The following is a 13,522-nucleotide window of genomic DNA, read 5'->3' as shown; positions in this document are numbered from 1 at the left end:
TGGTATCTTTGTTCCTGGTCGAGTTGTTTATATATTTTTTTCACAAATCAAATTTAGCACTTGGCTAATCATTGGGGCTAGCCCCCAATGATTTAATTTGAGTTGCACTTATTTGTTGAACTTAGATTTTTTAAAAAAGAAAGAATTTGATAAAATTTCTGAACTCGAAAAAAAGATTATTAGTTTAGAAAATACTAATTCTGAATTGAACTCTAATCTAACTAGATATAACGGAATAGTGGATGTAGAATTCTATATAAAAACAGAAAAAGAAAATCAACTATAGAATCAATTGAAATGATTGAAGAAGAATTCCCAACGAGTTTAATGTAATTCTAATATAAAGACTACTTAACGTTAGAAAAAAAAACGTTTTATATGCCGAATTTACATTTTACTTTTAAACAATATAGATGTGTTAATTCGTTATTAAAATAAACTTACATTGTTATGTTTCCATAAGGATCAGATTTTAATAAAAGAATTTTGGCATTAGGATACATTGAGTAATAATTATAATCTATCTTCACGAAATCTGAAATCATAGTAAAACCACCGTCATCTGTCGCTAACACATCAACTCCTGCAGTGTATGAATAATCAAAAGCAATTGTTTTTTGCCATAGCTTTTTACCTTCTGGAGATAAATTAATGTATCTTATATCTGAGAACCCCATAGATCTATTATTATCTTTACCTGTAACCAATATATCTGAATTTGATAATTCAGTAACCGAAAATTGTGCAATTTCATCTGATAGGAAAGAGTGTTCCCATATAAAATTACCACTTTGATCAATTTTCTTTATAATATCAAATCTTTTATCATAAGCTCCCATCCAATGTCCCTGAATAATGAAATTTTCATCCTTTGTATTAATTATTTTTATTGGAAAACAATAACCATCGCCAAATTTTTTTTCGAAAATTTTATTACCATTCATATCAATTTTAAACAACCAAAATTTAGCATTAGAATATCTACCATTTTGGTCTTCAAGACGAGTATCTCCAAACATAATCATGTTATTATTCTTATCAAATGCTAAATCTAAAATATTATTATAATAATCTAATTCGTATGACTTATGCCATAATATGTTTTTATTTGGAGAAAACTTTACAGCAACACCTTTTATATCATCCATAAATTCTGAATGCATATGATTTCCAACAACAACTAAATTATTTTGTTGATCATACTTTAAAGACTCTAATAAAATATACTGATCGTATCCATATATTTCTCTAAAATCTTTTTGCCATATTTTATTGCCATTTTTATCTAATTGAACTACATAGTGTTGGTACGTGAAAATAGATCCATTATTAGAATTAATAATTTCAACAGGTTTATTTAATGTTTGATAAAAATCTGGATCTGAAAAAGTATAATATTTATTCCAAATTAAATCGCCTTCAGCATTAATTTTAAACACAAATACTGAACGAGAGAATATACCAGAAACCAAATAATGATTATCCTCTGTTAAAGTAATTGATGATAATTCACCATGATATTTATTTGGACCATAATCATAATCCTTCATAAATTTCAAGTAATATTTGAAAGTTATAAATTTAAAATATTCTCTTGTTTCATTACCATGACTGTCTTTTGCTATTATATAACCAGAGTAGTTTTTTAATTCTTCAAGATTTTGAAAATTAGCTTCTAAATCAATTAGATCTGAGAAAATTTTTACATTTTCTAGATAAATATCATATTTGACAGGATCGTTATCTGGGTCAATTGCAGCATTCCAAATTATTTTAGCACTAGAATGTGACACATCTTTAATTGTTATCTCAAAGTTTTTTGGAGCTTGATTTACTTTTGTTACATCATCTTTTATATCTAATTTATCGTCTTCATTTGTACAAGAAAACAAAAAGCCAATTGAAAAAAAAAGAAATATTTTAATATACTGCATTCTTATAAATTAAGTGAAAAAACACTTTTACAATAGCAAATAAAGGATAAAATTAAATAATTAACAAAATTATTTTTTGCATCGAGTATCATTCAGAAAAAGAAGAAGTCTATTTCCAAAAAGCTTTAGAAAAAGTAAGAAAGGAGCAAGGGACTAATAATTCCGAAGAATTAAAATTACAAATAGAGCAACTCGAAAAAGAATTAGAAGAAGCAAGGTTAAAAAAGAAAGAGCTTTATCTATGGCTCAACAAACCAAGAGAGGACATGTGTATATTATTTCAAATATTGGTTCTTTTGGATAAAATGTATTTAAAATAGGAATGACAAGAAGGTTAGAACCTTTGGATAGGGTACGAGAATTAGGAGATGCCTCAGTTCCATTTCGATTTGATGTTCATGCCATGATTTATAGTGATGAAGCCAGAACCTTAGAATATGAATTGCATAAAGCTTTTGCAGATCGAGCTGTCAATTTATTTAACTATAGAAGAGAGTTTTTTAATGTAACTCTTCAAGAAATTAAAGAAAAAATAGTAGAGTTAGGCTTTGAGGCTGAATTTATAACCGATGCAGAAGCCATGGAATATAGAGAATCATTACTATTAAAAGAAAGATCAACTATAGAATCAATTGAAATTATCGAAGAAGAATTTCCAACGAGTTTGATGTAATTCGTACAATTTAACTGAATACTCCCAACTATAATCTAGAGGCAAATTACTCTTTCTTTTATTAATTTTTTTTAATTAGAGGCTTAGAGCTATTCACACCGATTATTTAGTTGTAGATCTTAATACAGATAGGGAATACTTAGAAATTGCCTAAAAGGAATTTGAGGAGTTTTAGAATTTATTAGGTTTATACTACACAGATACAGGACAAACTTTTGTAGTGACATTGGCTAGGATATTAAGTTAGGAATTTACTTTTAAATAGTAATTAAATTATAGAGAAGAGTTATTTTATTTTGATTAGATTTCGCAATATAGTATTAGAATGATTTATATTATAACTATTTTTGTATTTTAGAGAATAAATTTGATTATTGTAAATAATCAGAGAATGTAATGATAAGATAAAGTGAACAATAAAAATCAAAGTAAAGGTCAATTAAAGGCTGTAGATTTTTTCTGCTCCGGAGGAGGTATGAGTTATGGTATGCAAGAGTCTGGAATTAAGATTCTTGCTGGTATTGACTTTGATAAGAATTGTAAAGATACTTATGAAGCAAATATCAAAGATGCTAAATTTATTCATGCAGATGTTTTTGATTTAAAGGAACAAGATTTACAAGGTGAATTATCATTGAGTAAATATGATGATGATTTAATTCTAATAGGTTGCAGTCCATGTCAGTTTTGGAGTATTATCAATACAGATAAGACAAAATCGTCTAAATCTAAAAGTTTATTGATTGAGTTTTCAAGATTTGTGAAATATCTAAGACCTGGATATGTTGTTGTTGAAAATGTCCCAGGAGTATTGAGAAGAAAAGACGAAAGTGGATTAAATGAATTTATAGAATGGCTAAAAAGCAATGGATATAGTAATCCTCATTTTAAAATCCATAATGTAAATGATTTTGGTGTGCCTCAAAGTCGTAAAAGATTTACATTAATTGCAACAAGATTATCTGAAAAAGAAATCAAACCAATAGAATTAGAAGGAAAAAAGGCCGTTGTAAAAGATGTGTTAGGTCCAGAAAATGGATTTCCAAAAATTTCGGATGGTCATAAAGATAATTCCGATTTTTTACATTCAGTACCAAGTATAAGTGATATAACAAGAAGAAGACTTAAAAAGGTAACAAAAAACGGAGGAAATAGATTAGGATTTGCGAATGATCCAGAGTTACAGTTGAAATGTTTTGAAGGAAAAGACAATGCTTTCAAAGATACATTTGGACGACTTTGGTGGGACAGACCATCACCAACAATTACAACAAAATTTTTTAGTGTTTCTAATGGACGTTTCGTACATCCAGAAGAAGATAGAGCATTATCAATCAGAGAAGGTGCCGTATTACAATCGTTCCCTAAAACATATAAATTTAAAGGTACTAGTATAGCTAATTTGGCAAGAATGATAGGTAACGCTGTACCTCCAAAATATGCAACAGCTTTAGGAAAAGCTATAATTCAAAATCACGAAAAATGCAATTTAGAACAAAAGCAAGAGCTGTAGATTTATTAGGTAAAGGTCAAATTGCTGATTTACCTACTGCTATAACTGAATTATGGAAAAATGGTTATGATGCCTACGCTGATAATTTAAAAGCTGAATTATTTAAAAAGGGATACCAAGGATTAGAAAATGATTACTTCATTATTTCTGATGATGGTAAAGGGATGTCCAATTCAGATATTTTAGATAAATGGTTAGTTTTAGGAACAGATTCTAAGTCTAGAGCAACTTTGGACATTGAATCTGAAGATACTTTATGGAAGAAACCTCGCATTAAAGCAGGAGAAAAAGGAATTGGTCGTCTTTCTATAGCATATTTAGGTAACCCAATGCTAATGCTTACAAAAAAGTTAGGGTATCCTTTACAAGCTCTTTATTTTGATTGGAGGTTGTTGGAGAATTACAATCTATTTTTAGATGATATTATTATACCTATAAAGCCAGTAGAAAAAAATGATTCATTAGAACAGATCTTTAAAGAATTAAAATCCTTATTTCTTAAAAATTTTGAAAAGGAAGAGGATTTAGAAAAAAAACCAATTTGGGAAGGTAAACAGATTGAACTGAAGGAAAATATCATCAATGATACTAACAACGCTAGATTGGAAAACGTTGTCTATGAATCAATAAGTAATTTCTTCAACAATGAAAATTCTCATGGAACATTTTTTTTAACTTTTAATCCTATTGACCAGATTCTTGATCTAGCTGAAAAAGATGAAGATGGACTTGAAGATAGAAATTTTGTAATATCTAGTTTAACAGGATTTATAAACCCATTTAAAGATATTCAATCCAATATAAAAAACACTTGTATTATTAATAGCGAAGATGAAACATATGATCTATTAACATCAAGAGGTAATTTCTTCGTAAGTTCAGATTTTAATTTAGCCGATGTATATATCAATGGTGTTTTTGATGGCAAAGGAAACTTTAATGGAAAAGTTAGAATATATGATGAAACAATTGATTACTCATTTACAAACTCTAGAAAAAAAGATAAGAGAAGCAATTATGGAGAGGTTCCTATTGAGTTAGGTTATTCTCAGGGAGTAGAACAGTCTTCAAATCTAAATGAAGAGTTATATAATCAAATTAAATCAAAAGTTAAAGAATACGGAGGTCTTTATGTATTCAGAGACGATTTTAGAGTACTTCCTTATGGAAGATATAATGCGGATTTTCTAAATTTTGAGCAAAGAAGATCTAAAAGAGCTGGTACGTATTATTTTTCGTATCAAAGAATGTTCGGTTTTATTGATATCACTCGGGACCGGAACCCAAACTTAAAAGATAAATCAAGTAGAGAAGGATTTATAAATAATGCACAATATAGAGCATTTACAAGTGATGCAAGTAATTTTTTTATTTCTTTAGCTTTAGATTATTTTCAAACGAATCCGAAATTTTCATTATTCAGAGACAAGCAAAAGGAAATAAGTGATCAAAATGAATCTTTAAAAGCTGATAAAGCAAGAGAAAAAGCTGATAAAATAGCTTTTACAAAATCACTTAATGAGTACCCAAAGAAATTAGAAGATCATCAATCGAAATATGAAATTTTATTAAATAAACTTGAAGAAAAACTAGATAACATTAATGTAACTTATTCAGAAGTTGAATCAATTTTAGATGAATTACAAAGATTAGATATTGAATTTAAATCATTATTACCAAAGGTCCCTAAAAGATATAAACCCACAGAAACTCAAAAAGAAAGATTATATAAGTTTGAAGATCGTTTAAATAATTTTACAGAATATGTAACTCCACGGAGAGAAATATTAAATAGCAAGGCTCAAGATAAATTAGAAATAAGGGATTTAAAAATTGATTTTACTAAAAAATACAACTCTTATATAGCTGATTTAGAAAAGGAACTTAATGCAAATAGACAAGTTTTAGAAACAAAAGCAGATAGTTTACTAAAAGAATATAGAGAACGTTCTAAAAATCTCGTAAAGGCTCTATCAGAAAATAAAGAGGAAACAATTAATAGTATTATTTCAAAAGAACAGGTTGCAACATATGCGAATAAAATACAAGATTTGTATTTATCATTATTAAATCAGGCTCAAGGAACTTTATTTCCTTTAGTCGAACATATAAATCGTTTATCTTTTGATATTGATGAAGAGCAAGTGCAAGGTGCTTATAAGGCTCAATATGATCAAATGAAGTATCAATGGGAACAAACCCGGGATACAGCTCAATTAGGTATAGCAGTAGAAATTATAGACCATGAGTTTAATCAATTATATGCTAAGATAAATAACCAGCTTAACACATTGAATGATAATGAAGCAATAAGTTCAATAAAAGAATTTAATTTTTTAGAAAAGAATTTTAAACAATTAGAAGACAAATATGCATTATTATCACCTCTTTATAGGATATCTGGAGCATTAACTAAGGAGGTTTCTTGTAATGTTATTTATAATTATTTATTAGAGTTTTTTGAAAATCAAATTGAAGATTACAATATTCAATTTCAAGTTTCTGATTCTTTTAAAAATCATTCGATATTAATAAAGGAACCTGTAATTCATACAATATTTATAAATGTGATCAATAATGCTATTTATTGGATGCGCAACAAAGAAAATCGCATTATAAAATTAGATTATTTATACGATTCGGAAGAGATTGTTATAGCAAATTCTGGTGAAAAAATTCCAGATATAAGGTTAGATAAAATCTTTGATTTGTTTTATACACAAAGACCTAATGGTCGCGGGATCGGTCTTTATTTATCTAAGCAGAGTTTAAATGAATCTGGACTTGATATTTATGCAACCAATGATAAAAAACTAAATTCATTAAACGGAGCTTGTTTCGTAATTAACCAATTATCTACTAAAAATTACTAGAATTATGACTTATGATCAAAGAGCAAATTCTATCTTAAAAGATGCGATAAAGTCTGCTATTTATATAGATGAAAAAGCAAAACCCTTTTATCAATTAGAATCTGATCCAAAAAACAATATAGAAGAACAGTTATCTGTCGATTTGTATACTAATTTTAAAGAGAATGGTATTTCTCTAGAAGTACATAAATTTAAACCTACTGATCTAGGAAATCAGAATATTTTAAATTTTATAACAGATAATCGAGACTTTGTAATTTTAGATTGGAAACTAGATGGTGATGTTGGAGAAGACTATTCTCTTAAACTTTTAAATAATATAATTGAAGCTAAACATATTAACTTCTGTACAATTTATACCTCTATTGATACTTTAGATGAAGTATTGATGAATATATTGTCATATTTTTCAGGTAAAACTGATAAATATTACGATGAGATTAAAGAAATTCTTGAATCAGAAGAATTTGATAAAGATATTATTGAAATTTTTCACGATATTAATTTAAATAGAACAAATTCAGAACATGTAAGAAAGTTAAGAGGTCAATTATATCAAAAGGATCGTTCTATATTAGTTAGGATAAAAGAGATTACTAAAGAAATAGATGATACATGTGCAATTATTAGGTCATCTATAGCCTTAAGTAATACTTACAAATCAAATATTGAATTGTGTTGTCCAAGTTTTGTTAATCCAACAAAGAAAATAGTTGTTATTAATAATACTATTATTACTATTTTAAATAAAGGTCAAAATGATGCTAATAGTCTATTAAACAATTTTAAAGAACATATAATAAATGACATTGACAGTTTTAATCAATTACTTGGAATAGAACTTTATAATTCTTTATTTAGAAATAGTGTTATTGTAAATGATGATATAATGTCTTTTTCTAAAGATGCATTAATTCATCATCGTAACAAATTAAAAGAGGAAGATCTTGGTTATTTTTTTAAAAGTTTTATGGATGAGATTCTTTTAGAAAAAATAGCTATGTCTATAAGGGATCGAGTTTCTATACTTTTAGATGATCAATTTTTAGATACGCTAGGAAATGAAGAATCTAAAATAAATGAAATAGAATTACAAAAAATGAATGTTTTCTATAATTCATTAGTACTTGATAAAAAAAATAAAATTTTGAATTTTGGTGATGTATTTAAAATTGATGGTGAAGAAAAATACTTGATGTGTATCACACCATTATGTGATTGCCTTAGACCACAACCAAAAACAAAAAGTAATTTTTATTTTGTAGAAGGTGGAAATATTAGTTTATCGGAAGCACTTAGCCTAGGGGATACAGCATTTATAAGTTATTTAAATGATAACACAAATATAAAATGGACAAATAAAAACAGTAACGAATATGGGCCATTATATATAAAGCCGTGGCAATATAAAATACTTGAAGGACAAAATCTAATCAATAGTGATAATAAAATAACTGTATACTACTTAAATCGTGAAGGTCAAATAAAGAATAAGGTATTAAGTTATATAGGGACAATTCGTCCTAATTATACACAAAGAATTGCAAATCATGCATTTTCTCATCCTGTAAGAGTAGGTGTTGATTTTGTTAAGATTTAATAAAAAGACAGCGAACTTATAGTTTTTAAGTTTGATTGATCTTAGTTTATATAATAATTCTTCTTGTTTAAACTAGAAGAATTATTTGTTATTTAGAGTGTTTTGAATTCATGTTTTTAAGAATTGTTGCGAGTAAATTTACATCAAGCATATTTTCTAATAATCGATATTTTGTTGAGTCATCATATGTTTCCCATACTGAATTTGATTTCATTCCTTTGAATTCCATCAATTCTTCAATTGTCCGAGTTATAATTGTAAAGTCGAGTTTTTTTAACAACTGGTCATTATTTATTTCATATTTCATAACTAAAGATGTTTTTAAAAGTTTTAAAATAATTCCACTAATAATTAATGAAAGATCTCTATAAAGAATTAAACAAGTTTCATTTTCAGTAAATGGGTAAGTTACTTTTTGGTCTTGAAGTTTTAAATCATATTGTGACAAGTTTGCATGAGCCAAAATATTACGAATTTTTCTTATTCCAGTTTTATTGTTGTTTAGAAATTCATATTCCAATTCATTGATTAGGCCTATTTCTTTAAGTTTGACATTAAGATTATAATTTGTATCATCAAAATCATTTAATACAGTTTTTGTAATATTCTCCAACAATGCAAAAAGATTAAATAAAGCAAAATGACCTTTTCTTTCCTCAAACATATCTTCACATTGTAAATACAAGCGACAATAATATTTAGAATAGGCTGTTAAATGAAAAACTATTTCTTCTTTTATTTTATCTTTTTCTAGAACCATAAAATACTTGATTTCTTAAAATTATAGTTAGCGTTCCGAGGAATTGGCGTCAGTGGCGGATTAGAATACCTAAACTTTCAATTTTGCACTAACTTAAGCAACAGCTTTTTTATTATTTACTAAATTAATAAAAAAGGAAATATAAAAAGCTGTTGCAGATAAAAATGCAAAAACATTCTATATTTCCCTTAAACAGCCATTTTTCAAAACTAATGTTAGATGCAAGTTTATTTTTGCCTTACATTATATTATTTTTGCTTCAATATATTTAGGGGCTTTCCAATTAAATTTTAATAATTGTTTATCGTTTAATTGCTGTTTTACAAATGACTCAAATTCAGATTTCATCTCATCATATTCTCTAATTTGCGTAGAATATGGATTGCTTAATTTATCTAAAAAAAACAATGCGTTCTCAACTAGAAATATTGGTTGAATATAGCCAGTATGGATAAATCGATTTGTCCATTTTTCAATTTCGAGTATTGTATCAACTTCTATTGGCAAAACTATTCTTTTTTTGTTTGATTGGTCAAATTTTATAAAGTTCCATGCAATTTGAGTTTTTATTCCTTTTATTCTTTCACCTTTATCATTTGTAATTGAATCAATTCCTAAAATATTCTTTCCCGAAACCTCTATTAGTAATCTATTTGCAAAAACTGCATAAGAAAAGAAATCTCTATAATGAATTGAATTTGTTTTAAAATGCTTTATATGTAAAATAATTGAACTGTTTTCATAAATATCTCTTGATGAAGAACCAATTGCTGGAATCATATTATAGTTCACACTTGTGTTGTTAAAATTTACTTCTGCATATTTAACTAATTGAAATACATCGAAAGAGAATATAAATAAAAAATCAGAAAAATTTTCGATAGAACTATTATTAACTCCTATATTAAACTTATTGACAATACCTGTTTCAATACCTTTTTTGATTCTTTTTAACGTTGTAAATGAAGCATATAGTTGTTTTTTGAATATGATTTCTGATTTCTTTTCTGACCATTCTTTACGAAATATATCTACTGAAAGTTGTCTTTCTGAAAATGATTTATTTTTTAATACTTTTTCTACTAAATTTGAATAATAATCATAAAATTCATAAATAGCTTCTAATTTTTGCGGTTCACTAATTCTTCTGTCATTAATAATATTAGAAAATTTATTTAAATCCATAATCGTCTGCCTAAATTTGTTAAGTGGTATGAATAAACTTACACCTAAAATTATTATTCACGAAGTAAAATATAGTTTAGTTTCGTAAAAAACTGTCTATATCTACATTTCATACAAATATATAAATTAATCTAATTTATAACCATTATTGTGTAAATAAAGAAAGAGTTCAATATAGAACTCTTTCTTTATTTTAATCTTGTATTTATATATAATAAAAAACTCAGGTGAACTTTTAACCTAAAATCTAACACCTGAGTAATAAATGAACGTCATGCCTATGACTTATATTCATTTCGAATTTAAGATTTTTATTTTAAACTAACCGTTTTTAATTATTTAATGTCTTTTACCTTTTTTACAAACTCCTCGTAAGTTTCAGATTTTTCATTGTCCCAGTTTGTTGGTTCTATTAAATCATAAATACTTACTCTTAGTAATTTTGCAATCTCAATTAGTTCTTCCAAAGAAGGTTGTCTTTTGTTATTTCGCCATTTAGATATTGTAAATTCAGTTTTACCAATAAATTTAGCAATGACTCTATTTTGTACATTTCTTTCTTTAAAAACAATATCTAATCGATTAATTTTCATATAATTTAAAATATTTATTAAAAAAGTTTGGCGTTTAATGTCAAACATTGTATATTTGATATATGTTTAAAGCGACACAATTAGTTAAGGCTATTTGACTTAACGAAATGATGTCTCTCTATTCGGGAATAATCCGGTAAATTATAAGCCCTAGAGAGTACAAAAAGTCGCCCAATACACTGGGATTTTCATATATTTGCGATAATTCCAGAGGGCGATTTATGCGTTTGTACTTCATTGGGCAAGAGTTTACTCTAAAGGTTTTCTTACCGGATTTCCTCACGATAATGAAGGAGTGTAAATCGTTTCTCTGACTTTTTATTTCTACTTCTATCAAGAATAGAAGACATCGTTCCATAAAACCCAACACAAAATGAGAACGAAACAATTTCCATTCATCCGTAAAAAACCGCCAGACAAAGTCTGTTGGTGTTACTAATTCTTTTAAAGAACAATTCTCCGTTTTTATAACGTTTTTAAAACACGGATCGTAAAGCAAAGGGCTATCCTTTCTTTACATGCTCTCTATCAGAGCCTCGGTAAGGAGACTTTGACAGCTAGGTTATACTCTTTTTTTCGCACATTAAAAGTAATGCCTTTCATATCATTTTCCAAATTTATTGGGGTTCTGCTACCTTTTATTTAGATGTAAGACGTTAGATTTAAGTATTGAGATTTTAGAGTTGTACGATGTAAAAAGTACAGATTAGATGTTAGATATGAGATTTTAGATTTGTATTATGTACAAAGTATTAAGCACAAAGCATTTGAGCTTAGGATTAAGGAAGAAACTCTGAAACGAATTCAGAATGACAAAATCTGTTGTTTAAAAGTGTATTTGAGTATTTAAAAAAGAGTTAAAAATCCGACGATTTAGAATCGAAATGTAATTCAACTCTAAATTATTGGAATTAAAAAAGTTGGAGTGTTTGAGTGGAGCGAGTTGTCAACTTTATGGAAATAATTTATTTAGTTGAATCATTGAGAGACTACTGTCGGCATCTTTTTTTGTTTCGTTTTTTTGGATGCTCAAAAAAATGAAAGGAAGAGATTCTGCACTTCGATGCTTCGACAGGCTCAGCAACCGAGGTTCAGTGACCGTATTAAAAGTGATAACGAATTTGAATATTGAAAAAGGATTAAAAAATGTCATATGATTTGGAGGCGAGTGTCAAAAAGTTGAGAGGCATGGTTAAAATTTTTTACTGTTTGCGTAGCAAATGATTTAAAACATTGAATGGCTGAAACTAATTTTGACCGTCGAAAATCAAAGAATTGATGTTTTGTAATCACATACTCTGTTAGCACAGACTTTGCATTAAGGTAAAAGTTAGAAGAAAAAGAAACAGAAAGTTTCTGCACTTCGAGTGCCTCAGTGCCCGTGTTAAAAATGAATTTGAATATAATAAGAATAAAAACGTAAAACGTAAAAACAAAAACCCCTTTCCCCAAAAACAAAGTTGGCGCGATGTACAGGAAAAGGAGTGGCTTTTAAAACTAATGTTGAATTAAAAAAACTTATGTAAAATTATGAAAGAGTAAACAGATTCACACTCTATCCCCCGAAGACAACACAAAGAGTATAAATGATCTTCATAAAATGATTAGTGTTAATTTTTTTCATTTATTAATGTATTTTTTTAAAACTGTTGGAGGGGGATATTTTTAATAGGAATATAGGATAAACAGCGCGCGCGAAAATTTAAAAAATAGATTCTGCACTTCGAGTGCCTCAGTGCCCGTGTTAAAAGTGATAATGAATTTGAGTATTGAAAAAGAATGAAGAAAACGTCATATGATTTGGAGGCGAGTGTCAAAAAGTTGAGAGGCATGGTTAAAATTTTTTACTGTTTGCGTAGCAAATGATTTAAAATATTGAATGGCTGAAACTTATTTTGACCGTCGAAAATCAAAGACAAGAGTTTTTTGATTCTTTTTTGCTCTCTTCCCCGAAGGGCATATGAATACCGGTAATTAAAATAGATAAGCTATGAATAAAAAAGTGATATAAAGTACTTTACGTTCATTTTTGTCTTGACACAAAACGAACCAAAAAAGTCAAGACCGCGATTTTCGACGTTCAATTACCATCTCACGCACTAAAAAGATTAAATGATTCGCATACGCTCACTAATCTTTTTTACGCTTGTTTCAATGGATTGAAACTCGTCTGCAAATCGTATGTCGACTCTAAAATTCGTTGTTATAAACGAATTTGAATGTTTAAATAGGAATTAAAAAAATCCGACGATTTAGAATCGAAATGTAATTCAACTCTAAATTATTGGAATAAAAAAGTTGGAGTGTTTGAGTCGAGCGAGTTGCCAACTTTATGGAAATAATTTATTTAGTTGAATCATTGAGAGACTACTGTCGGCATCTTTTTTTGTT

Annotated in this window: 8 protein-coding genes; 4 read left to right on the top strand and 4 right to left on the bottom strand. The window is 27.6% G+C overall.

The features are described 5' to 3' along the window. Window positions 1–440: 440 nt before the first annotated feature. Window positions 441–1,934 carry a hypothetical protein gene (locus IF125_RS13695; RefSeq protein ID WP_135836438.1) on the bottom strand — a complete coding sequence of 498 codons (1,494 nt, stop codon included), beginning with the start codon at window positions 1,932–1,934 and terminating at the stop codon, window positions 441–443. 322 nt (window positions 1,935–2,256) lie between these two features. Here IF125_RS13695 and IF125_RS13690 point away from each other — a divergent pair, with 322 nt between their 5' ends. The 4 genes from IF125_RS13690 to IF125_RS13675 all read left to right on the top strand — a co-directional run bounded on the left by IF125_RS13690 (window position 2,257) and on the right by IF125_RS13675 (window position 8,593). Continuing rightward, the gene (locus tag IF125_RS13690; protein WP_225542865.1) at window positions 2,257–2,607 is read left to right on the top strand and encodes a GIY-YIG nuclease family protein; all 351 of its coding nucleotides are present in this window, start codon (window positions 2,257–2,259) and stop codon (window positions 2,605–2,607) included. A gap of 409 nt (window positions 2,608–3,016) precedes the next feature. Then, window positions 3,017–4,120, top strand: coding sequence for a DNA cytosine methyltransferase (locus IF125_RS13685; protein ID WP_225542864.1), 1,104 nt, complete (start codon window positions 3,017–3,019; stop codon window positions 4,118–4,120). Beyond that, window positions 4,090–6,993: an ATP-binding protein gene (locus IF125_RS13680; RefSeq protein ID WP_225542863.1), complete on the top strand. Its 2,904-nt coding sequence runs from the start codon at window positions 4,090–4,092 to the stop codon at window positions 6,991–6,993. The genes IF125_RS13685 and IF125_RS13680 overlap by 31 nt, the downstream gene beginning before the upstream one ends. A 4-nt stretch (window positions 6,994–6,997) precedes the next feature. Continuing rightward, entirely contained in the window at window positions 6,998–8,593 is a 1,596-nt protein-coding gene (locus IF125_RS13675) for a response regulator receiver domain (RefSeq protein WP_225542862.1), read from the top strand. A gap of 88 nt (window positions 8,594–8,681) precedes the next feature. Here IF125_RS13675 and IF125_RS13670 read toward each other — a convergent pair whose 3' ends face one another. The 3 genes from IF125_RS13670 to IF125_RS13660 all read right to left on the bottom strand — a co-directional run bounded on the left by IF125_RS13670 (window position 8,682) and on the right by IF125_RS13660 (window position 11,131). Continuing rightward, window positions 8,682–9,353 carry a hypothetical protein gene (locus IF125_RS13670; protein ID WP_225542861.1) on the bottom strand — a complete coding sequence of 224 codons (672 nt, stop codon included), beginning with the start codon at window positions 9,351–9,353 and terminating at the stop codon, window positions 8,682–8,684. A gap of 243 nt (window positions 9,354–9,596) precedes the next feature. Beyond that, window positions 9,597–10,538: a hypothetical protein gene (locus IF125_RS13665; protein ID WP_225542860.1), complete on the bottom strand. Its 942-nt coding sequence runs from the start codon at window positions 10,536–10,538 to the stop codon at window positions 9,597–9,599. Window positions 10,539–10,873: 335 nt separating this feature from the next. Next, entirely contained in the window at window positions 10,874–11,131 is a 258-nt protein-coding gene (locus IF125_RS13660; RefSeq protein ID WP_180906609.1) for a helix-turn-helix transcriptional regulator, read from the bottom strand. Between the last annotated feature and the right edge of the window lie 2,391 nt (window positions 11,132–13,522).

The organism is Empedobacter stercoris (assembly GCF_020281205.1).
Taxonomy (GTDB): domain Bacteria; phylum Bacteroidota; class Bacteroidia; order Flavobacteriales; family Weeksellaceae; genus Empedobacter; species Empedobacter stercoris.
Note: the sequence above shows the minus strand (reverse complement) of the source record. Positions and strands in the feature narration are given on the sequence as shown.

Bases quoted from the DNA above. Each gene is read 5' to 3' on its own strand.
- IF125_RS13660 (WP_180906609.1), bottom strand. From the start codon at position 11,131: ATGAAAATTAATCGATTAGATATTGTTTTTAAAGAAAGAAATGTACAA.
- IF125_RS13665 (WP_225542860.1), bottom strand. From the start codon at position 10,538: ATGGATTTAAATAAATTTTCTAATATTATTAATGACAGAAGAATTAGT.
- IF125_RS13670 (WP_225542861.1), bottom strand. From the start codon at position 9,353: ATGGTTCTAGAAAAAGATAAAATAAAAGAAGAAATAGTTTTTCATTTA.
- IF125_RS13695 (WP_135836438.1), bottom strand. From the start codon at position 1,934: ATGCAGTATATTAAAATATTTCTTTTTTTTTCAATTGGCTTTTTGTTT.
- IF125_RS13680 (WP_225542863.1), top strand. From the start codon at position 4,090: ATGCAATTTAGAACAAAAGCAAGAGCTGTAGATTTATTAGGTAAAGGT.
- IF125_RS13690 (WP_225542865.1), top strand. From the start codon at position 2,257: ATGACAAGAAGGTTAGAACCTTTGGATAGGGTACGAGAATTAGGAGAT.
- IF125_RS13675 (WP_225542862.1), top strand. From the start codon at position 6,998: ATGACTTATGATCAAAGAGCAAATTCTATCTTAAAAGATGCGATAAAG.